Raw genomic sequence first — 22,243 nt, forward strand, 5'->3', positions numbered from 1 at the left:
CGCTGTCAGAGACTACAATACGGTCGGAAACAGGTGGTTGTCGGGAGGCCGTCCGAGTCCGGGCAATCAGTCGGGGTCAGGAATCGAGACGCTTGTGCCGCCATTTCTCCGTGTCGGGCGTCTGATTGAAAGTGTAGATGTGGATGCCCCGGATGTTGTAGTCGTTGTCTCCGACGTATGGCGCGAGGCCGTCGATGAGTTCGTCTGGTTCGTAGGTCCCGCGAGAACCGACCAGTTGCTTGACGAATCCGAGAATGCCTGTGGTCTTTCTGAGGAATTTGATCGAGTCACCGACACCGACTTTCTGGGAGATCTGCATCAGTCGCTGGTAGTTCATTACCCCCGGGATGCCGACTTCGACCGGGAGTTCGATACCGCGAGCACGGATCTCTTCGACCCACTCCAACACAGCATCCGGGTCGTAGCAGAGTTGCGTGACGATGTACGTTGCGTACGGTGCTTTCCGTGCCATCGACTCCGCCAGCGTCTCGTCGTCGATGAAGTCGTGCCCCTCGGGGTAGCCCGTGATGCCCACCTCCTCGAAGTCGTACTCGGTGTCCGCGAGCGCTTCGAGCAGGTCGAGCGCCGACTCGAACTCGCCGGCCGGTTCTTCGCGGTCACCGCCAGGGACGAAAATGTCCGTGATGCCTGCCTGGTCCAGTCGCTCGGTTATTGCTTCGAGTTGCGCCCGGTCTTCCACATAGCGGGCTGCGACGTGCGGCACGACATCGTACCCCATTGCAGCGGCTTGCTCCGTCTTTTCGACGGTCTTCTCGATACCGAGCTGTGGCGAGGTCGTAATTGCGATGGTCGCGTCGTCGGGAAGGTGGGTGATTTCCTCGTCGAAGCTCTCGAACGGCATCAGTTCGAATCGGGCGCTCGTCAGCAGCGTCTGGACACCCTGACTGTTTGAGACTGCGTGAGTTCCGAGGGCCATGTGTTGCCATATATAACACATACCCGTACTTTTCTCTGTGGGTGGGGCATCGAACCCATTTATAAGAAACCGCGGTCATCACGCACTATGTGGCGCACACTGCCGGATTCGACTCGCCACTCTGCTGTAGGAGACAGTATGCTCCGGTTCGTCTGCCAGTCGGCACAGGACGAGGTCTAACAGATTGAGCTCCTCAAGCAGGTCCCGGGCCTGGCTGCGGTCAAGCCCCAGACATCGCTGCACCTCATACACCGTGTCTGACTCGACGACCGCGTCCGCGACGTCTCGCAACTGGACCTCAGCCGGGAGTCCGATCCCGTCGGTGACCAGTTGTTCGTCGGGAAGTTCTCCGACTGACTCGTCGGCGGGACCGGATGACTCAGCCGAGACAGGCTTGACCACAGTGACCTGTTCGTCCTCATCCGTAGCTCCGGACTGAGTCGCGTCCTCGTCCGAGGCACCTGATTCGGTCGACGGGTCTTCCTCGTCGTCACTGGAGGTGTCGTACGTGTTCGGGACGTGGATATCCGCTTCTATCATGTACCGTCGGACTGTCTCGGAGGACACGTCCATCTGTATTTTGTCGGCGATTTCTCTGAAGTTGTCGCATCCGTCGTACAGTGCTTGCAGGTAGTCGGTGTCCTCGTACGGTGGCACGGAGTCGTCGCGGACGGCGGCGTATGGGTCGGGTTCAGAGTCGGTGTCGTGACCCGACTGCGCATCCGCCGTAGACGCGTCGCCTGCCAGTGAGTTTTCCTGTGACCCGCTTTCTCCGTCGCTGGTAGACTCTGCAGCCGAGACGGCCGACCCATCGACCGGGTCATCGTCACCCTCGACGGTCCCGGCCGAACGTGGTGTGGTGGTCGCTGTGTCGCTGGAGCCTGCCCGGTCAGGCCCGCAGTCGGCGCTGGCTGCCCCCTCTGGTGCATCCGTGGCGTCGATTGTTAGATGCACCGTCAGGAGCAGGCCATCGTTGGTGACCGTCGCCGAAGCGTCGCATATCGACAGTGAGACACCGGAAGTCGACGGGAGTTCGGCAGCCGGTGGGGAGAACGTGACCTCGAGGTCACCACTCTCGGTCAACCTCGCAGTCTCCGGCGTGAGACTCTCGTCAGCGCCGCCACCGGAACGCAACGAGACCGGCATTGCCACCGTCACATCGAGGACTGCACCACCGATGTCGGCAGGCGATGCTTCGACGGTCTTGATGGACCGACCGCGGGATTCGTACGCATCGATAACCTCCGCGAGCGCCGTGAAAGCGGTGTGGAGTCCCATGTCATTGAGTGACTATGACACGTTATGGTGTAGAGATGGGTGTGGAATACCGAACCCATTTATAAACTCCCACAGAACTACGGCTACCACCACATCTCTGAAACAGAACTCGTCGGTGCGCCCTCGTGGTGAGCCGGTTATCCCGGTATCGCGATACCCGCGAGACGCTCCCCCTTCACGACGACGGACTCCCTGGCAATCGAGAATATCACTCCTCGTTCTGTCGCTGGAACGACCTGTTGTTGCTCGAAGGAGGCTGGTTCGTATACAGTTCCCAGTCGCTCCCCGGCGTCGACAGTGTCGCCGACGGTGATGTCTGGCCGGGATTCGAACAGCCCCGATTCCGACGCGGTGACCGGCTCCGCATCGTTTCGGAGTACCGTTTGTGACGCTCTCGACTCGGGTTCTTCAGGGAGAACGCCACGCTCGCGTAGAAGATTCTGTATCCCGTCGACACCCGCTGCAACCGCGTCCTGTACAATCCGACGACTGTTCGACAGTTCTGCAGTGATAACTGGAATCCCGGCTGCTGCAGTCGCAGCCCGGAACGTCCTTCCGGACCCGTCATCGTCTGTGTCATCGGGTACGTCGGTGAGCCTGTAGGACGTACCGAACGCTTCGGCGAGGCGCTCGGCGGCCGGGTCGCCCGCCCGGCATCTGACGTGTTCCAGCATATCTGCCGTGCCTGTGTGGAGGTCGACTGCCGCGTCGGCGCCTTTGACGAGTTCCCACAGTCGGGCGGCGAACTGCTCCTGTAAGCTCCCGCACTCGTCGCCCGGCCACACGCGGTTCAGGTTCGGGTTCATCACGTCGTACTCACCGGGGGTCATGTATGACCGGTGGTCGAACGCAAGCTGGTTCACCACTGGGACGACAAGCACCCTCCCAGCGATGGCCACGTCAGTCAGGCGGTCGTGGAGCCGTCGCAACGCGGCTGGACCGTTGAGTTCGATGCCGTGTTGCGCCGCCTGAATATACACAGTCGGTCCGGAACCGCCGACGTACCGGTGGACAGTCACAGACACGTCTCGCCCTGACGGCAATCGTCCGAGCTGTCGGTCAGTCGTCGTGTGCGTGACGGGCGCGTAGTCCATACCAAGGGCCGGCGGCGCGCGGACAAAAACGCTGGGAGTGGGCGCTGCACCGGGCCGATAGCGCGGTCCTGTGGTTCTCTTTCAGGACAGAAGCGCTGGCTGATACGCTGCCGTCGATGGGGTGAACGCACCGCTGGGGACACTCTGCTGGATTATGAATACATAACGTGACAGTACAATCTGTCTGTCGGACGCGACTTGGAGTCTCTGAACGACGGCGACAATCACCACAGGGGGCCCAAATCTATTAACAATGGTACTCCTGTTATTCTGAAACACTACGTGACAATTCGGTTTTATTTTGCAAAGGAGAGGGGTTAGGCGGTAACTATATTGCCACGCCATAGCACGTTCTATCCAGAGCCATGGAGCCAACCGATAGCCTGCCGACCCATGCCGATACCGTTATCGTCGGTGCTGGAATCGTCGGCTGTAACATCGCGTACCAGCTGACAGACCTCGGCCGCGAAGACGTGGTCGTGGTTGACCAGGGGCCGATGCCGACTACGGGTGGATCGTCGACGCACGCCCCCGGAATCATGTTCCAGACCGCGGAACCGAAGGTCCTCAGCCAGTTTGCGGATTACAGCCGTCGGCTGTACTCGGACCTCGAAGGGGCTGACGGACACCAGGCGTACAACGAAACAGGTGGCATCGAGGTGGCCCGGAGCGAGGAGCGCATGGACTTCCTCCAGCGCCGCGTCGAATACGCGAAGGCCTGGGGCATCGAAAACCCGCAGTTGCTGTCCCCAGAGGAAGTCACCGACCACCTCCCGCTGGTCGACGCCGACCAGATCAAGGGCGGCTACTACTCCCCGACGGACGGCCAGGTCTCGGGCGTCGTCGCCTGTGACGCGCTGGCCCGGGAAGCGATGGACCGGGGTGCGAAATTCGTCCCGCATACCCGCACCGAGGACGTGGAGACCGAGAACGGCTCGGTGCGGGCCGTCGTCACGGAGAACGGCACCATCGAGTGTAACGAGGTCGTCGTGGCGACGAACATCTGGGCCCGCCAGCTCGGCGAGAAGCTCGGCGTCCACCTGCCGGTGACGCCGGTCGAGCACCAGTACACGATGACGGAGTCGCTGGATGAACTGGCCGACAGCGCGGTCGACATCACTGACCACCCGCTGTTCGAGAACTACGAGAACGTCTCCGGAGAGAAGGCGAAGCGACTTCTCGTCGGGCCAGACCGGCCGATTCTCCGCGACCAGGATAACGCGATGTACTACCGGAACCACGGGGATTCCTACGGCATCGGCTCGTACAATCACGAGCCAATCGTGCCAGACCCACAGGAACTCGGCGGGAACGACCCCGACGGCGAGCAGGGATCGGTCCACGAGTTCACCGACTACCACATGAACAACGCGACCCACCCGGACCGGCCGGACAAGGCCCCGCGCCAGGCCAGCGACGAGCTGTTGCCCGCGACGGCCGGCAAGGAACTCGAACACAAGTACAACGGCATGTTTGCGGAGTCGCCCAACGGCCTCCCCGTGATGGGACCGGTCCAGGAGTACGACGGTCTCTGGACGGCGGCGGCCATCTGGGTCACGCACGCCGGCGGTGCCGGCAAGGCCCTCGCCGAGTGGATGGAACACGGCGTCCCGCGCCTCCCTGACGGCCCGATTGACCTCGCCCACTGCGACGTGAACCGCTTCGACGAGCACGAGGGCAGTTGGGACTTCGCTCGGGACATCGGCGGCGAGGAGTACCGCATCGTCTACAACATCATGCACCCCAAGTGGGTCTGGACCGACAAACAGCGGGACATCCGTCGGACCCCGATGTACCACACACACAAGGAGTACGACGCCGAACTGTGGGCTGAGGCCGGCTGGGAGGAGCCACACTGGTTCGACTCCAACGCCGACCTGCTGGCGGAGTACGGTGACCGGATCCCCGACCGCGAGGGCTGGGAGGCGAAGTACTGGTCGCCAATCGAGGGCGCGGAGGCGCTGAACGTCCGGAACAACGTCGGTCTCCACGACATGACATCGTTCAATAAGATGGAGGTCATCGGGAGCGACGCCGGTGAGTTCGTCCAGTACCTCTGTACGAACGACATGGACATCGACGTGGGCGACGTGAAGTACACGCTGATGTGCAACGAGGGCGGCGGCGTCCGGGCCGACATCACGGTCACCCGGACCGATGAGGACCGCTACCTCCTGCTGACGACCGGCCGCGAGGTCGGGAACAACCACGTCGCGTGGGTGCGCGAGCAATCCCCCGACGACGTGGTCGTCAACGACGTAACATCGAACCTGGCGGCGATGGTCTGTACCGGCCCGAACGCCCGGAAGGTCCTCTCGAAGGTCACCGACGTCGACCTCTCGGACGACGCCTTCCCCTTTTTCACGAGCCAGCAGTTCTTCGTCGAGAACATCCCCGTCACTGCGCTCCGCGTCTCCTATGCGGGCGAACTCGGCTGGGAGCTGTACACGCCCTCTGAGTACGGCGAACGCCTCTGGGAGCACATCATGGAGGCCGGCGAGGAGTACGGCATCCGCCCGTACGGCAACGGCGCGCTCGATTCGCTCCGCATCGAGAAAGGCTTCCGGCTCTGGGGGAAGGACCTCCACACGGAGCACAACCCCTACGAGGCCGGCCTCGGCTGGGCCGTCGACCTCGAAACCGACTTCATCGGCAAGGAGGCGGTCGCGGCGGCCGCCGACGGCGACAACATCGACCACAAGGTCGCCTGTCTGACCCTCGATGATGAGGACGCCGTCGTGTTGGACAACAAGCCAGTCCTCGACGGTGACGAGACCATCGGCTATCTCCACAGCGCCGAGTACGGCTACACTGAAGGCGCGTGTGTCGCCTACACGTACCTGCCGCCGGAGTACGCTGAACCCGGAACCAGCGTCGAAATCCTCTACGAAGGGGAGCGATACGACGCGACGGTCCGCGAGGAGCCGCTCGTCTGAGAGCAACCTCCGACCCGCCGCTGATTCTATCGGGATTGTAACACGCTGTGGTTCAGTCCGACTGGCCGTTTACTCCCTGTTTGCGACGGACAACAGACGCTCAGATACCGGCCGAATAATCGACACTGTGCCGCTCTACCCGGAAATCTCCTCTTTGCGTGGTTCTCCCCACCGGTGTATTTAAGATTGTGACAGAAACAGTCCCAAACGAGATACATGAGCACAGAGACTCCCCCGTCTCGGGCGGATACTGTTGTTATCGGTGCCGGGGCCGTCGGGTGTAGCGTCGCGTATCACCTGACGGAACTCGGCGCGGAGGACGTTGTCGTCATCGACCAGGGACCGCTCCCGGTCACCGGCGGGTCATCAGTCCACGCGCCCGGCATCATGTTCCAGACGTCGCCGTCGAAAATACAGACGAAGACGGCGCACTACACCAGCCGACTGCTCTCCGATGCTGGCGTCTACGACGAGGTCGGTGGCATCGAAGTGGCCCGGAGCGAGGAGCGCATGGACTTCCTCCGTCGGCGCGTTGAGTGGGCGACGTCGTACGGACTGCCGGAGCCGCAACTGCTCTCGCCCGAAGAAGTCACCGACCACCTCCCGCTGGTCGACGAGGACGAAATTCTCGGTGGCTACTACTCCCCGACCGACGGGCGCGTCGACGGTATCGCCGCGCTCCAGTGGTATATGGAAAACTCTTCGGCGTCGTTCTACGGGAACACGGAGGTCACCGACCTGGACGTGTCGGGCGGCGAAATCAACGCGGTCGAGACCGATCAGGGGCGAATCGACTGCGAGCGAGCGGTCATCGCGACGAACAACTGGGGCTACCAGACTGGCCAACTGGCCGGGCTGGACCTGCCAATCGCGCCGGTCGAACACCAGTACGTTGTCACCGAACCGATGGACGAACTCGCCGACGCCGAGACCTCGGTCGGCGACAACACGACCGGGCTGGACGTACCGGGTGACCGCTCCATCGCGGAGTACATGAGCGAGGGGCCACACCGGCCGGTCGGCCGCGACCAGGACCACTCGCTGTACTTCCGGACCCACGGCGACGCGCTCGGGATGGGGTCGTACAACCACGAGCCACTCTCAGTCGACCCCGAGGCGATGGGGAAAAACTCCGAGGAACACCAGGCTTCGGTCAGGGGGTTCACGAAGGAACACTGGGAGACGCCGACCCACCGCGGGCGGGACAAATCGGCCAAGCAGGCCTTCGACGAACTGCTCCCGGCGACACAGGACGTGGAATACGAAGCCACCGAGAACGGGATTTTCGTCTTTACACCTGATGGGATGCCCGCCGTTGGCGAGACAGCGCAGGTCGACGGCCTCTGGACCGGACTGGCTATCTGGTGGACCCACTCCGGCGGCTACGGCCGCATCCTCGCCGAGTGGATGGAGAACGGCGTTCCGCGGCTGCCGTCCGGTCCGGTCGACACTGGCGGCATCCACGTCCGGCGGTTCGAACCCCACGCCGGCGAGAAGGACTACTTTGTCGACCGCGGGGCCAAGCGCTACGAGCAGGTGTACAGCATCGTCGAGCCGCGGTGGCAGCCCGACGACCACCGGGGACTTCGGACGAGTCCGTTCTACCACCAGCAAAAAGAACTCGGTGCGGAGTTCTACCAGAGCGGCGGCTGGGAGACGCCACAGTGGTACGAGTCGAACGCCGACTTAGTCGAAAGATACGAGGACCGGATTCCCGACCAGGACGGCTGGCAGGGCATCAACCGCTCGAAAATCGAGGCTGCGGAGCATCTCCACACCCGCGACAAGGTGTCGATGTTCGACATGACGACGTTCAGTTCGATCATGGTCGAAGGCGAGGGGAGCCAGGCGTTCCTCCAGCGGGTCTGTAGCAACGACATGGATCTCGACGTCGGGCAGGTCCGCTACTCGCTGCTGTTGAACGAGGGCGGTGGCATTCTCGCGGACATCACGGTCGTCAAACTTGACGACGAGGAGTTCATGGTGACGACCGGCGGCGGGAACTCCCCCGGCATCCACGGCGGTCACTTGGAAGACGAGGCTCCCGCGACGGTGTCGGTCCACGTCGAGGAGGGCGCGAAGTCGACAATCGGTCTCTGGGGGCCGAACGCCCGACTCCTCCTCCAGCGATGTACCGACGCGGACGTGACCAACGACGGCTTCCCGTACTTCCGGGCCAAGCAAATGTACGTTGGCGACGTGCCGGTCATCGCCCTGCGGGTCTCCTATGTCGGCGAACTCGGCTGGGAGCTGTGGGCGCCGACGGAGTACGGCCAGCGCCTCTGGGAGACGTTACAGGACGCCGGCGAGGACCTCGGCGTTCGGCCGATGGGCGGCGGCGCGCTCAGTTCCATGCGATTAGAGAAAGGCTACCGCCTCTGGGGGACGGACATCGACACGGACTCGAACCCCTTCGAGGCCGGGCTGCCCTTCGCCGTCGACATGGACACCGAGTTCATCGGCAAGGCAGCTCTGGAAACCGCACGCGAGGCGGGTATCGACAGCAAAATTACCCCGGTCACGCTCGACGACTCGACAGATATCATGCTAAGCGGTCGACCAGTCCTGAAAGACGGTGAGACACTCGGCTACGTGCAGGCCGGGAACTACGGCTACAGTATCGACGAGTCGATCGCCTACACGTACGTCCCGACCGAACACGCCGAAGCCGGAACGTCGGTTCAGATACAGTGCGAGGGCGAGACATACGACGCGACGGTGCGTGACGAGCCGCTGTTCGATCCGACCCGCGAGCGAATCATCAGATAGCGGGACAGCACACGACCCAACAACTTTGACAGACGCTCCGAAACGATACCAATTATGACACAAACAGAATCGGACATGCTGCCCGTCACGTACGCAGACATCGAACGAGCCCGCGAACGACTGGATGACGACACAGTCGTAAAAAAGACGCCGGTCGAGCGGAGTACGTCTCTCGGCGGGTTCGTCGACGCTGAGGTACACCTGAAGATGGAGCATCTCCAGTGGACTGGGTCGTTTAAAACCAGAGGCGCGTACAACAAAATCTCACAGGATGTCGCCGACGGCGTAGAGTCATTCGTCGCCGCCAGCGCTGGCAACCACGCTCAGGGCGTCGCCCTCGCCGCGACGAAATGCGGGGCGGAGGCGACGATTTTCATGCCGGAGAACGCACCACAGGCGAAGATTGACGCCACCAGAGGCTACGGCGCGAGCGTCGAACTGGTCGGCAACGACTTTCAGGAGACGATGTCTCACGCCAAGGCCGTCGTCGAGGAAGCCGACGCCGAGTTCGTCCACGCCTACGACGACCTGGACATCATCGCCGGACAGGGGACCCTCGGCACGGAGATGTACCACGACTGCCCCGACGTCGACACGGTTGTCGTTCCAATCGGTGGCGGTGGTCTCATCAGCGGTGTCTCGACTGCTATCAAACACCTCTCGCCCGAGACGCGTGTCGTCGGCGTTCAGGCGACCGGTGCGGAGACGGTCCACGAGAGCCTCGACAAGGGGATACCGGTCGTGCTTGACGAAGTCGACACTATCGCCGACGGTATCGCCACCGGCGGTATCTCGGAGACGACGCTCGGCATAATCGAGGCGAACGTAGACGAGGTCGTGACAGTTTCGGACACCGATATCGCACAGGCGATTCTCCTGCTGATGGAACGGGCCAAACAGGTCGTCGAAGGCGCCGGGGCCGCCTCGGTGGCCGCTGTGCTGAGCGACGGCCTCGACGTGTCCGGGGAGACGGTGATGCCGCTACTCTGTGGCGGGAACCTCGACATGACACAGATGCGTGAGGTTCTCATCCACGCGCTCACAGAGCGCCAACAGCTCCTGCAGCTCCGGGTCCGCATCAACGATCAGCCGGGCGTGATGGAGGAAATATCGGGTGTCATCGCCAGACAGGGGGCCAATATCCACGATGTCCGGCACGAACGGTCCGTCGAGAATCTCGAAATCGGGGAGGCCTACCTCGTGTTCAACGTCGAGACAAGCGGTGCAGAGCACGCACAGACGATCATCACCGCGATTCGTGACGCGGGCTATCCCGTCGACAACGTGGCACGCAAGGCCCAGAACGACGCACTGTAAGCCGGCATCGGCGTTCAGACAGACGGCTCGCGTCATAAGCGGGGAAACCTATAACAGGTGTGTGTGGGAAATACACATGAGTCAGCTACCATGTACGACCACATACTCGTCCCGTACGACGGCAGCGACGAGGCCAGGAGAGGGGCAGAACACGGCATCGAACTCGCTGCTGCGCTCGACTCGACAGTGCATGCATTGTATGTCATCGACCTCCCGGGGACACCGCGCGCGCTCGCACTCAGGGATGACGAGGAGGAGATGCGCGAGGAGTATCGCAACTACGGCGAGGAGGTGCTGGCGAGTCTCGGGACTGTTGCTGAAGAACACGGCGTCGACTACGAGACACATTTCAAAACCGGGGCGCCAAGCGAAGAAATCGTGGAGTTCGCCGAAGACGAAGGAATGGACGCAATCGTTCTGGGGTCAGCGTTCCGCGGGAAACTCGGGAACCTCCTCGGCGGGACGACGGACAAGGTGGTCAGAACGTCGAGCGTGCCAGTCATCAGCCAGCGGATGAGCGTTAACGATATCTGACACCCGTTACGCGCTTTTTATCCGTGTCTCACGGATGTAGATAACCAGACTCGCACTGAGGAAGCTAAACCCTGCGAGTCGAAAGTCGCCAGCTGTCATCCCGATGAGACCGACGCCCATCAGCAGTGCTGCCACCGCGGCCGCTCCCGTCGCCAGAAGTCGTGCCATAGCGACGATAGGCGGGATTCCGAAATAAAGACACCCACCAGGGAACGCGATTGGTGACCGGCTCACCGGGAAGTACCAAACCTCAATATACTAGATAGTGTAGATGTCTCCGAAGCCACAGCAGTACAAGCCTTCAATCCGTTATATATTGGTGTTTAACGTGAAGTTTTATTAGAGTTGCATTAGTGTATATGTATGAGACTCAGTAGCACATAAAATACGTCGACAATAGCCCCGCGGGCACACGGTGCCCGCAAGCGAGCACAGAGAGCCAAACAGGATGCGAACGCTGTAGACGCCCATCGCTGGGACATCGCTGGCATGATGGTAGCAGCGGACCGTGACAGAGCAAGACCGAGACTACGACAATGAGACTCCACAGACCAGTACCACGTTCGAGAGGGGTAACGTATGGCAGATAGTGACGAACAAGCCGGCGAAATGTCGGACGGGCTCCAGGTAGAGCTGTTCCATCCGGAGTCCGACCGCGAGCCCGGTGATACGAACATTCAGGCGGCTGGCTTCGACATCCATCCAGTTGTCTTCCCGGTGGCACTGGCGATAATTGCGCTGTTCATCGCAGTGACGATACTGCTCGGCGACACAGCAGCCTCCGCGTACACGTGGCTGTTCAATACCATCGGGGACACCTTCGGCTGGTTCTACCTGCTGGCGGTGAACGTGTTCATCGTCACATTGCTGTACTTCGCGTTCAGCAAGTACGGTAAAATAAAGATCGGCGGCGTCGAGGCCGAGAAGGAGTTCAGCGACTTCTCCTGGATGGCGATGCTATTCAGCGCCGGCATGGGCATCGGCCTCATGTTCTTCAGCGTCTCGGAACCGCTGTACTACTTCCAGAACCCGCCGAGTTTCTTCGGAGCCGAAGCCGGAACCGGTGCGGCAGCGTCCGCCGCGATGGCACAGACGTTCTTCCACTGGGGCTTTCACCCGTGGGCGGTGTACGGGCTGGTTGGACTGGGCCTCGCGTTTTTCTCGTTCAACCGCGGGCTCCCGCTTACCTTCCGGTCGATATTCTGGCCCCTCCTTGGTGAGCGAATCTACGGCTGGCCGGGCCATGTCATCGACCTCGTGACGGTGTTCGCGACGCTGTTCGGGCTGTCGACCTCGCTGGGACTCGGTGTTGCCCAGGTCAATACGGGACTGTCCTACGTCGGCGGGGACATGCTCGGTGCGGTGAGTGTCCCGACAGGGACTTGGCCGCAGGTCGCGCTCATCGCCGGTATCACGCTCATCGCGACGCTCTCAGTTGCGGCAGGGCTCGACGGTGGGGTCAAACGCCTGAGCACGCTCAACCTCTACCTGATGTTCGCGCTTCTCGGGTTCCTCGCTATCGTGGGTCCCACGGTGTACATTTTCGGGACGTGGGTCGAGGGACTCGGCGCGTACTTCGGAAACATCCTTGCGCTCGGGTTCTTCACCGGGACGCTCAACGAAGCCGCGAACGGCACCCCCACCGCCTGGACCGTGTTCTACTGGGGCTGGTGGATCGCGTGGTCGCCGTTCGTCGGAATGTTCATCGCGCGCATTTCGAAGGGTCGGTCCGTTCGGGAGTTTGTCCTGGGCGTGCTGTTCCTTCCGTCGCTGTTCTCGACGCTCTGGCTGTCGGTGTTCGGCGGCAGCGCGATGTTCAATTCGCTCGTAGGAAACGGGCAGGCGATAGCGACCTACAACGAGGTCGGCCAGACCGTCGCGATGTTCGCCCTGCTGGAGCAGTTCCCGCTCGGTGTCGTCAGCGGACTGCTCGCGACCCTGCTGGTCATCACGTTCTTCGTCACGTCGTCGGACTCCGGGTCACTGGTCATTGACCACCTGACCTCGGGCGGTAAGCACGATGTTCCACGAACGCAACGGATCTTCTGGGCCGTCACCGAGGGACTTGTCGCATCTATCCTGCTCATCGGTGGCGGACTGACGGCGCTCCAGACGGCCGCAATCACGACGGGACTCCCGTTCGCGCTCATCCTGTGTCTGATGTGTTACACGGTGTATCTGGGGCTCGACAACGAGTACCAGATACTCGAGTCCGAGGAGTTTGCGGAAACCATCCAGGACCTCTCCGAACGGGAAGACATGGACATCGTGACCGCTGGCGACGAGATGGTGACGGATATCTCCGAACGGAGCGACGACGCTGCGACAGGGACCGACTGACGAACTCTCTTTTCGACGTTTTCCAGGCGACCCGCAACGACAGTTCGAACGAAGAGTGTCAGCGTGGGTCGACTTCTGTCTCGACCGTTCGTTCGGAGTGTATCCAGACCCGCACAGAGCCGCCGATTCCGAACGCGGCGATGCCGAGACTGGAGACGATACTGCCGGCAGGTGACAACAGGACCCAGGTGAGTGCACTGAGAGACGCGCCGATGAGTAGCCCGTGCGACGGCTGACGGTGGTACAGGAGTTCAGTCAGGAGCGTCCCGACGACGAGGAACCCGAAGCCGGTGAGAAACAAGAAAACGGCGCTACTGGCGAGGACGACGAGACGGACGAATACACCGCCGGCGACACTGAGGCGCGCCAAGGTTGTGGCCCCGTAGAGACCGACGATCCCGAATATCACGTATCCGGCGATGCCGTAGAGGACGGCGGTCGCCGGGCTGGCCGATATCGCGTCGATAGAATCGGCGACAGAAGCCCGCCGCAGTCGGAGTATCACCGCACCGGACACGACAACGAGAATAAAGGAGACGAGCCCGCGAAGTGGCCTGGATAGCTCGGCGGCAACGCTGGGCTCCAGTTGTCCTACGACGCACTCTCCAGCAGTTGCTACAAGCCCCATGACGGTCGGCGCGATATCGACAACGGCGTCGAAAGCCATACCACACATACTGTGGGTCGCCGTGAAAACCTATCGACCGCACAGTACCGGGTCAGCGTCGGCGCTGCCCGGAAATTTAAGCCATCAGAATACGTACCATAAGATAGTGTCTGGATGGCTCGCGATTCTGTTCTCGAAGCTCGTATGGCTCGGGGAGCGGATCGCCGCCCCACTCCGGCGGGGTGACGGTCCGAACAAGTTCAGGCTGTCGAGCATGGACACGGCGACGACGACGTACGACGGTGACAGCGGGTGGGCGAGACGGCCGCCAGCAACGATTGAGTGCCCGCGATGTGAGTCGGAAATCTTCCAGCACAACGCGCGTGACAGCATCGACTGTCCGCGGTGCGTCGGCGAGTACCGCCACGACGAGTTCGCCGACCTCAAACTCCTGTATCTCACGTGTCCTGTCTGTCGAGGCCGGATGGAACACGGCCAGCGACATCCCGAGCGGTTCGATATCCCCGAGTGGGCAACCTGTACAGACTGTCGGTACCACTGGGAGTTCGAACACTCATACGACCACAGTGCCGAGTGAACCGCCTCGGGGGCAAGCCCCGAGGCACTTGCCTTGCTTATCTGCCGAGGCTGGGTGCACCAGCCGGTGTGCTGTCGTGGGCGAACCGTGCGCTACTGCGACACGACTACGGAATCACGGCCGGGGTGCTGTCCAGCTCTGACGCGTGAGTTGGGGGTCTGCCGTCAGTAATACTTCCAGTCGTCATCACGGCTACCCTGTACGACGCCGTCGTCATCGTCACTGTCCATTTCGTCCCGCTCGTCGGGCCAGCGGATTCCGTCTCCGACGAGGCTCTTGTACGCGAAGGCACCCAGACCAACGAGTATCAGTAGAAGAACAACGGTCCCAGCGACTGCTGCCACCTGCCCGACGGACTCAAGCAGGCCCGAGCCGATCTGAACCGGAAACTGTCCCATGGCTGCTGTTGGGGCTGCACAGGTATCACTGTTGTCGAAGCTGGGACGGTCGAGCCGCCGTCGCTGAAACCGTCTTGAGGACGGCGTTGTTCTCGGAGACATCGTGAACTCTGACGGCGTCAGCCCCACGCTCGGCGGCAAGTGCCGTTGTTGCCAGCGTCGGCGGCAGCCTGTCCGCTCCTGCGTCGCTCATATCGGCAAACATCGACTTCCGAGAGTGCCCGACCAGCACCGGACAGCCGAGCGCGTGGAACTCGTGGAGCCGGTCGACGAGTTCGAACGATTCGGCGGCATTCTTTCCGAACCCACAGCCGGGGTCGACGATAACCTGCTCGCGGTCAATACCGGCCTGCTCGGCGAGCAGTACCTGTTCTGTGAGCTCTCGAAGCACGTCATCGACGACATCGTCGTATGTGACAGTTCGACCCGGATCCACTGGCGCGGACAGACTGTGCATCAGGACAACGGACGCGTCGTGGTCAGCTACCACGAACCGCATCTCGGGGTCCGACAGTCCCGACACGTCGTTGACGATGTCGGCCCCGGCATCCAGCGCCGCGTCAGCGACGGCAGCTTTCCGGGTATCTACAGAGACAGTCGCATCGAGCGACGAAACGGCCTCGATAACCGGTACTACGCGGTCGATCTCTGTTTCGACGGTCACCGGCTCCGCCCCGGGGCGCGTACTCTCGCCGCCGATGTCGACGATATCCGCCCCAGATTCGATCATCTGTTCCGCATGACTGATAGCGAGGTCGCGACGATTGTACTCGCCACCGTCGTAGAAACTGTCCGGCGTGACGTTGAGAATCCCCATCACGGCTGCTGCATCAGTGTCGAACGGCGGCGGGAACGATCTGTCAGCTAGCGCGTCTTCGAGTTGCGTGGCCAGTCGGCCAAGCCCCAGTCCTGCAGAGGCCAGTCGGTCAGTGAGCTGTCGGAACTGTCGCGGCGTCCCCGACAGGGTCGTGTCGACGAGCTTCTCCGGCATCCCGACAGTCGAACGGGTGCAGGTGCCACCGCAGTCCTCGAACGCCTGCGTGACGACGCCTGCCTGGTCGCGCCGCAACGTGACCGAAAGTACCCGCTGGCGGATCTCTGGCACACTTTTGACTCCATCAGCTTCTCCCGTAGATGCTTGCTGGAGGTTCTCCTTTGGAACAACGAGCCGGCTCCAGCGGTCCCGTGCTTCGGCAACTGCATATAGTGAGCCGGCCACGAGGACGAAATCATCCGCGTCGGCCGTAGCTATCGCTCGTTCGGTGGCTTCTGGAACGGACTCGGCCTGCTGTACCCGAGTCGCTTGCCCCTCAAACGCCGCAGCGAGTGATTTGGTGCTCGCGGCTCGGTTGACTTCCGGTCGCGCGGTAAAGGCCGTCTCGACCGCCGGCAGCGCCCCAATCATCCGCTCGTACTCCTTGTCGCTCATCGCGGCGAAGACCACATGGAGGTCGTCGTACTCGTATCGCTCGATGAGTGCCGTCAGCGTCTCCATCGCACCGGGGTTGTGGGACCCATCGAGGACCACCATCGGGTCGGTCGACCGGATTTCGAACCGGCCCGGTAAGGTTGCAGCCCGCAGTCCTTCGGAGACGGTTTCGGTGTCTACGCCGATGAGTTGTCGGGCCAGCGTCGCTGCGACACCGGCGTTCTCTGCTTGATGCTGTCCGAGTAGCTTGAGGTTCGATTCGAGAGCCCAGTCCGGCCCAGTGAGTGAGATGCGGTTCTCGACGGCCGAGCGCATGCCGTTCTCGACAGCGGTGACATCGGCCTCGTCGTCGCCGACGGTGATGGTATCGGTAATCTCCTGAATCGCATCGAGTGCGGCCCCGGTCGTTCCTGTCACGAGCGGGGCGTCCCGCGGCGCGACCTGCGCTTTGTCACGGGCGATTTCTTCGACTGTGTCGCCGAGCAGGTCGGTGTGTTCTAAACTGATGCTGGTGACGGCGCTTGCGACGGGATCGACCGCGCTCGTGGCATCGTATCGGCCACCGATGCCGACTTCCAGCACCGCCACATCGACATCCTCGACATCGAAGTGATACAGCGCTAGCGCGGTGAGTACCTCGAAATGCGTCGGCTTGTCCTCCTCGGCAGCCAGTTGGTCGATACAGGGCTCGATCTGCTCGACGAACTCCGTTACCCGTTCTTTCGGTACCCGACCGCCGTTGACCGTAATCTGCTCCCGGAAGCCGTTCAATCCTGGCGAGGTGAACAGACCGACATCTAGCCCGGCGGCCCTGAGCACGCTTTCGGTCATCCGGGCGGTGCTTCCCTTTCCGTTCGACCCGGCAATCTGCACGCTATCGAAACTGTCGTCCGGGTCACCGAGATGTGAAAGCATCCGCGCCGTCGTATCGGTTCCCAACTTGGGCCGACGACGCTGTAACGACTGCAAGTAGTCCGCCGACTCGTGGTACTCCATACCATAACTGGTCGGCGGTGGCATGATTAATGTATCGCCACGGGGGACTTTTCCGCCCGCCGTCGGTTCGGACCTACTCCGGTAAGCGGAGGAACACGATGTGTCGTCGTCGGCCGTCGGCGGCGTCTCGAACACATCCTATTCCGGTAGTGTCAGGTTCACTAACATTATTACGACGGTGCAGGGAAGGGTAAGTAGAGATGTCTTCACAGGACGAGCAATCTTCGACCGAAGAGAGTCAGGAGCCGATTCCCACGGACTACGATATCGCCCAGTCGACCGACATGGAGCCGATCTGGGAGCTGGTCGAGCCGTGGGGACTCGGTCTCGACGACCTCCAGTACTTCGGCGAATACACCGCGAAAGTCAAACAACACGCGATTGAGCGCCTCCGCGAACAGGCCGAGAACAAGGAACAGAATCTCGTTCTGGTAACCGGAATGACGCCGACGCCGAAAGGCGAGGGGAAGACAGTAACGACTGTCGGCCTCGGCCAGACGCTCAATCACGTCGGCGAAGAGGCGATGATCGCCATCCGAGAACCGTCGCTCGGCCCCGTGTTCGGCGTCAAGGGCGGTGCCGCGGGCGGCGGCCGGTCGCAGGTGCTTCCAATGGAGGACATAAACCTCCACTTCACCGGCGACCTCCACGCACTCACTTCCGCGCACAACCTCATCGCTGCGATGCTCGATGCGAAGATATCGCAGGGCGACGACCTCGACATCGACATCAACAACGTCGCGTGGCCGCGGGCCATCGACATGAACGACCGCGCGCTCCGGGAGACGGTCGTCGGCCTCGGCGGCAAGACCGGCGGGACCCCGCGGGAGGACAGTTTCATCCTGACGGCTGCCTCCGGGCTGATGGCGGTCCTCTGTCTGGCCACCGACATCGGCGACCTCAAAGAGCGGGTCAGCCGCATCATCGTCGCCTACGACGAGGCCGGCGACCCGGTCACCGTCGACGACATCGAGGCGACCGGCCCGGCCACGATGTTGCTCCGTGACGCCATCAAACCCAATGTCGTCCAGACTATTGAGGGGACGCCCGCGCTGGTCCACGGCGGCCCCTTCGCCAACATCGCCCACGGAACCAACTCCCTGGTCGCGGATAAAACCGCTTTCGGCATGGGCGACTACCTCGTCACCGAGGCCGGCTTCGGCTCCGACCTCGGGGCCGAGAAGTTCATGGACGTGGTCTGTCGAAAGGGCGATATGACGCCGAACGCGGTCGTGCTCGTGGCTTCCGTTCGTGCGCTCAAGTACCACGGCCTCGACCAGTGGCCGGTCGACTACGACGAAATCGACGCGGCCGGCGTCGACGCCGTCGAGGCCGGCTTCTCGAACCTCGACAAGCACGCCCGGAACCTCCAGAAGTTCGGCGTCCCGGTCGTCGTCTCGGTCAACCGCTTCCCGGACGACACCGACGCGGAGATTCAGGCCGTGCTGGACCACTGCCGGGAGGACCTCGGGGTCCGTGCCGCCGAGTCAAACGTCTTTTCTGACGGGAGCGAGGGCGGCGTCGACCTCGCGGAGAACGTCATCGAGGCGACCGAGGAGAGCGACGAGGACGAGTTCCGGATGCTGTACGACGACGAGGACTCCATCAAAGAGAAGATACACACCGTCGCGACCGAAATCTACGGTGCTGACGACGTGAAATACACCGGCGGCGCGCTCGACGACATCGAGCAGATGAACGAGCTTGGGTTCGACGACTACCCCGTCGTCATGTCCAAGACGTTCCACTCGCTGAGCGACGACGCCAGCCGGAAGGGCGCGCCGGAGGATTGGGAACTCGAAATCAGCGAGGTGTACCCCTCTGCCGGGGCCGGCTTCCTCGTCGCGCTCACGGCCGACGCGCTCACGATGCCCGGCCTGCCGGCTCGGCCGGCCGCGGCCGACATGGACATCGACGAGGACGGCAACATCTCCGGGCTGTTCTGACTACTCCCCCGCGCTCGCCCGAACCGCGCTAAGTGCCGCCTCGCCGGCCGCTTCCGCTTCGGCTGCTCGCCGCTCCATTTCTCCGACGACGGCTTCGTCGGCTAGCCCGTCGAGGTTCGCCCGCACCGTCGACACTGACCCCTCCAGCGCCGCGTGCGCGAGCAGCGCCCCGACGGCCGCGTCCGGGACGGCGACCGGCGTGCCCGCCGCCGTCACGGTGACGGCGTGTTCGACCACGTCCAGACACGCCTCGGCGGTCTCCATCGGGACCGTCGTCGACCGCTCCAGCGCCGCCTGAACCCGTGCGTCGTCGCCCGACGCGAACGCGGCCTTGACTGCGTCGACCGCTGCGGCGTCCTCGTCGGCGAGCGCGAGCAACCGCGCCCGCCTATCCGCCAGGATGTCCCGCACGGCCGACAGTTCCACCGTGTCTGACCCGCCACCGTGAACGGTGTGAACACAGGTCATCTCGCACAGCGCCGCCCCCATCGCCCCGCCGACAGCGGCGACGGCCCCGCCGCTGGGCGTCACCCGTTCCGACGCCACGGCGTCGAGGAACTCGCCGATGGACTGGTCCGCAATCATGTGTCTCGCCCGGAATCGCCGGTCCGTCGCGTTCGACTGTCCATGCTCTGTGGTCCCGGCGCAGGCGTCTAACGGTTTCGCCGGGCGCGGTCCCGACGGAGACGGCCCCCGTTGGTTCAGCCGTCTAACGGTCCCGTCCGGTCGCCGGACCCAATATATAAGTGACGGGATATGACGAGTTTTGCGCCGCTCACAAGTCACTCGTGACGGCTGTTGCCTCCCGCTTCCACTACTCCGTCGCTGAAATAACAGTGGTAACATTGTGATTTCCACAAACTGTCAGCGTGAGCTTACGTTGTGGTTCCGGCCGCCGACCACGCTGTCGCGTCAGTCGGACTGGAGCGCTTGCACGGCCTGCCGTGCGGCCGGCGGTGCTGCTCGGGCCAGCGCCGTCGCGTGCCAGTAGCCCGCGACGCTTCTGTCGAGCGCGGACGCCGAAACCTCCCCTCGGTGCTCGGACAGGTAGCGGTCCGCGCTCATGACTTCGTAGCCGGCGTCGACCAGCACCGTCCGGACCAGTTCCCGTGGGGCACTCGATTCGAGGGCCGCCGTGAGCGCGTCGCGTGCCGTCCGTCTGATGTCCCGGACCGCCGCCGCGTCCGTCGGGCGGGCGAGTTCGCCGGCCTCCCGACGCGTCTCCATGCGTTCGAGCGCCCGGAACCGGGCGAGCCGACCGGTCGCGTCGACGACGGCGCTCGCCGGCCCGATAGCCTCCGAGAGGCCGCTGGTGCCGTTCTCGGCCTCCCAGCGGAGGTCTTCGAGGACCATCCGCCCCGGCGTGCGGTCGCCGGCCGTCCCTTCCGGCGGCAGGTCCTCCCGCCGGTCCCGGACGGCCGCGAGCAACGTCTGGGCCCCAGCGGTCAGTACCGGCTCCAGCGTCCCGGAATCATCCGGGAGCGCGGCCTCGAACTGCGACCCCAGGTGGCGGGCGTCGTCGAGATACGCCTGCGCCGACTCGGCCCGCTCGCCCCATTCGGCCACCGCCAGCAGCTCCGAGTCCGCTCTGGGCCTCCCGTCCGTCTCGTTGGCCCGCTGGAGTGCGGTCTCGATGCGGGCGTGGACCAGCGCCGCGCGCACCGGGTCGGTCCCGACGTACTCGTGTGCCTGCATGGCTTCCCGGGCCGCCAACACCGTCTGGCTGTGTTCCTCCCGGAAGGGGGCGTCAGTGCGACCGCGGTCGGCGACGCTCCAGCCCGCAGCGGCGTAGCGGGCGTGTTCGCGCGCCGACCGGAGCTCTCGAAGCGCCACCAACTCCGTTCGGGCCGTCCGCGCCTCGTCGAGGCCGTCAGAGGCGGTGCTGGCGGCGTCGGTCAGATGTTGGCGAACGTGGCCGTTCGGGATCTCGTCGGGGCCAAGCGGCGTCGGCAGCGTCGCCAGGAGCGAGCGGACCCGCTCGCGCGCGGCCTCGAAGTGACTCGCCGCGACGTCGACCGGGACCGACGGGGGCACCGGTGACTCAAGCTCCTCGTTGCGGCGGACGTCGGGCAGGTCGTAGGCGTCGATAGTCGGCTCGCTCCCGGTGGTACCGAAACTGCCACAGCCGGCGATGGCGCTGGCCCCGGCCAGCGCGAGCATCCCGCGGCGAGTCATCACCGCGCGGTTTCCACTCGTCCCGGACGTATCGTCAGTCATGCTCGCTCACCACCGGACCGACGCTGCTCTGTCCAGACCCGCCGACACCTTCGCTTTCGGCACCCATCTGTGGGCCGTCACAGCCGCTGCCCCCGATAGAGGAGGAGAACGTAGTGACCTCGTCGGCGTCGAGCGCCTGCGGGATGCGGATGAACCACGCCGCGTACACCGTCTCGCCCGCCGTACAGCGTTCGTCGTAGGGACGGCTCACCCGCCCGTAGTCGGTCGAAATCCTGTCCGGCGACCACTGGACTCTACAGAGCGACAGCCGGAAACACTCCTCGATGTTCACGTTCTGGAGGTATATTGTCTCGGTCTCGAAGTCGGTCTCGGCAAGGAAACTCTCGATTGGCTCCCGGTCCACGGTTTCAGCGATGCCGAGCCGGTCGGCGTTCGCCGCGGTGTCGATAACCTCGGACTGCAACCGGTCTCTGCGTCGGCTTTCGGTCGGTCGTTCGTCGTCGAGCCAGACCGGTTTCCGGTCGGCGTCGACGCGGGCGACGACCGTGTCCGGGTCGGCTACCGAGCCGGCCCTCGGACCGGCCGCGTCGTTGCGTTCGGTCGGCGTGCGTGTCGAGCCGGTGCCGCCCTCGAACAGCCCGCTACAGCCGGCAAACAGCGTCGCCAGCCCGCAGGCGCTGTGGAGGAGGGCACGTCGGGTGAAGGGGACCATTGTGCAACTTCCCGCTTGCGCTGTCAGGTATAAAATCCTCGTGGTAGACTGACAGCGACCAGGTCGTGTTAGATAGCTGGAGCGCTGAACCGATGTCGATATTCTACACCGGACACTGTAGATATAAATACATCTTCGGAAGATTTACGCTTGGATTCGGCATTGATAATTTAC

17 protein-coding genes are annotated in these 22,243 nt (G+C 63.2%); 7 read left to right on the forward strand and 10 right to left on the reverse strand.

The annotated features are described in order from the left end of the window. Nucleotides 1-76 precede the first annotated feature (76 nt). The 3 genes from DVK01_RS12895 to DVK01_RS12905 form a co-directional block, all read right to left on the reverse strand. Nucleotides 77-937: a methylenetetrahydrofolate reductase gene (locus tag DVK01_RS12895; RefSeq protein WP_121537027.1), complete on the reverse strand. Its 861-nt coding sequence runs from the start codon at nucleotides 935-937 to the stop codon at nucleotides 77-79. Between the two features lie 78 nt (nucleotides 938-1,015). Continuing rightward, nucleotides 1,016-2,215 carry a hypothetical protein gene (locus DVK01_RS12900; RefSeq protein WP_121537029.1) on the reverse strand — a complete coding sequence of 400 codons (1,200 nt, stop codon included), beginning with the start codon at nucleotides 2,213-2,215 and terminating at the stop codon, nucleotides 1,016-1,018. Between the two features lie 137 nt (nucleotides 2,216-2,352). Beyond that, nucleotides 2,353-3,309, reverse strand: a complete 957-nt coding sequence (locus DVK01_RS12905; protein ID WP_121537031.1) for a succinylglutamate desuccinylase/aspartoacylase family protein — start codon at nucleotides 3,307-3,309, stop codon at nucleotides 2,353-2,355. 365 nt (nucleotides 3,310-3,674) lie between these two features. Here DVK01_RS12905 and DVK01_RS12910 point away from each other — a divergent pair, with 365 nt between their 5' ends. From DVK01_RS12910 to DVK01_RS12925, 4 genes are all read left to right on the forward strand, one after another. Further along, nucleotides 3,675-6,245, forward strand: coding sequence for an FAD-dependent oxidoreductase (locus DVK01_RS12910; protein WP_121537033.1), 2,571 nt, complete (start codon nucleotides 3,675-3,677; stop codon nucleotides 6,243-6,245). 216 nt (nucleotides 6,246-6,461) lie between these two features. After that, the gene (locus DVK01_RS12915; protein ID WP_121537035.1) at nucleotides 6,462-9,014 is read left to right on the forward strand and encodes an FAD-dependent oxidoreductase; all 2,553 of its coding nucleotides are present in this window, start codon (nucleotides 6,462-6,464) and stop codon (nucleotides 9,012-9,014) included. 54 nt (nucleotides 9,015-9,068) lie between these two features. Next, nucleotides 9,069-10,331, forward strand: coding sequence for a threonine ammonia-lyase (gene ilvA, locus DVK01_RS12920; protein WP_121537037.1), 1,263 nt, complete (start codon nucleotides 9,069-9,071; stop codon nucleotides 10,329-10,331). Nucleotides 10,332-10,421: 90 nt separating this feature from the next. Then, the gene (locus DVK01_RS12925; RefSeq protein WP_101351791.1) at nucleotides 10,422-10,865 is read left to right on the forward strand and encodes a universal stress protein; all 444 of its coding nucleotides are present in this window, start codon (nucleotides 10,422-10,424) and stop codon (nucleotides 10,863-10,865) included. 6 nt (nucleotides 10,866-10,871) lie between these two features. On the opposite strand, the gene DVK01_RS21855 is transcribed toward DVK01_RS12925, so the two are convergent. Then, a complete protein-coding gene (locus DVK01_RS21855; protein WP_157829452.1) occupies nucleotides 10,872-11,033 on the reverse strand; it encodes a hypothetical protein in 162 nt (53 codons plus the stop codon). 411 nt (nucleotides 11,034-11,444) lie between these two features. On the opposite strand from DVK01_RS21855, the gene DVK01_RS12930 reads away from it, so the two are divergent. Next, a complete protein-coding gene (locus DVK01_RS12930; RefSeq protein WP_101351792.1) occupies nucleotides 11,445-13,205 on the forward strand; it encodes a BCCT family transporter in 1,761 nt (586 codons plus the stop codon). A 58-nt stretch (nucleotides 13,206-13,263) separates the two neighbouring features. On the opposite strand, the gene DVK01_RS12935 is transcribed toward DVK01_RS12930, so the two are convergent. After that, complete coding sequence (locus tag DVK01_RS12935) at nucleotides 13,264-13,872, reverse strand: hypothetical protein (protein WP_121537039.1); 609 nt, start codon at nucleotides 13,870-13,872, stop codon at nucleotides 13,264-13,266. A 106-nt stretch (nucleotides 13,873-13,978) separates the two neighbouring features. Here DVK01_RS12935 and DVK01_RS12940 point away from each other — a divergent pair, with 106 nt between their 5' ends. Next, complete coding sequence (locus DVK01_RS12940) at nucleotides 13,979-14,410, forward strand: hypothetical protein (protein WP_232794561.1); 432 nt, start codon at nucleotides 13,979-13,981, stop codon at nucleotides 14,408-14,410. 164 nt (nucleotides 14,411-14,574) lie between these two features. On the opposite strand, the gene DVK01_RS12945 is transcribed toward DVK01_RS12940, so the two are convergent. Further along, nucleotides 14,575-14,808 carry a hypothetical protein gene (locus DVK01_RS12945; protein WP_101351794.1) on the reverse strand — a complete coding sequence of 78 codons (234 nt, stop codon included), beginning with the start codon at nucleotides 14,806-14,808 and terminating at the stop codon, nucleotides 14,575-14,577. A 25-nt stretch (nucleotides 14,809-14,833) separates the two neighbouring features. Further along, nucleotides 14,834-17,233 (reverse strand): dihydropteroate synthase, encoded by a 2,400-nt coding sequence (folP, locus tag DVK01_RS12950; RefSeq protein WP_121537041.1) that lies wholly within the window; start codon nucleotides 17,231-17,233, stop codon nucleotides 14,834-14,836. A gap of 200 nt (nucleotides 17,234-17,433) precedes the next feature. On the opposite strand from folP, the gene DVK01_RS12955 reads away from it, so the two are divergent. Then, nucleotides 17,434-19,179, forward strand: coding sequence for a formate--tetrahydrofolate ligase (locus DVK01_RS12955; RefSeq protein WP_121537043.1), 1,746 nt, complete (start codon nucleotides 17,434-17,436; stop codon nucleotides 19,177-19,179). Here the strand turns inward: DVK01_RS12955 and DVK01_RS12960 are convergent, their stop codons facing one another. The 3 genes from DVK01_RS12960 to DVK01_RS12970 form a co-directional block, all read right to left on the reverse strand. After that, nucleotides 19,180-19,764 (reverse strand): cyclodeaminase/cyclohydrolase family protein, encoded by a 585-nt coding sequence (locus tag DVK01_RS12960; protein ID WP_121537045.1) that lies wholly within the window; start codon nucleotides 19,762-19,764, stop codon nucleotides 19,180-19,182. A 327-nt stretch (nucleotides 19,765-20,091) separates the two neighbouring features. Continuing rightward, nucleotides 20,092-21,396 (reverse strand): hypothetical protein, encoded by a 1,305-nt coding sequence (locus DVK01_RS12965; RefSeq protein WP_198560253.1) that lies wholly within the window; start codon nucleotides 21,394-21,396, stop codon nucleotides 20,092-20,094. Further along, nucleotides 21,389-22,069, reverse strand: coding sequence for a hypothetical protein (locus DVK01_RS12970; RefSeq protein WP_232794562.1), 681 nt, complete (start codon nucleotides 22,067-22,069; stop codon nucleotides 21,389-21,391). The genes DVK01_RS12965 and DVK01_RS12970 overlap by 8 nt, the downstream gene beginning before the upstream one ends. Nucleotides 22,070-22,243: the final 174 nt, after the last annotated feature.

This window comes from Haloarcula sp. Atlit-120R, from assembly GCF_003665885.1.
GTDB lineage: Archaea > Halobacteriota > Halobacteria > Halobacteriales > Haloarculaceae > Haloarcula > Haloarcula taiwanensis.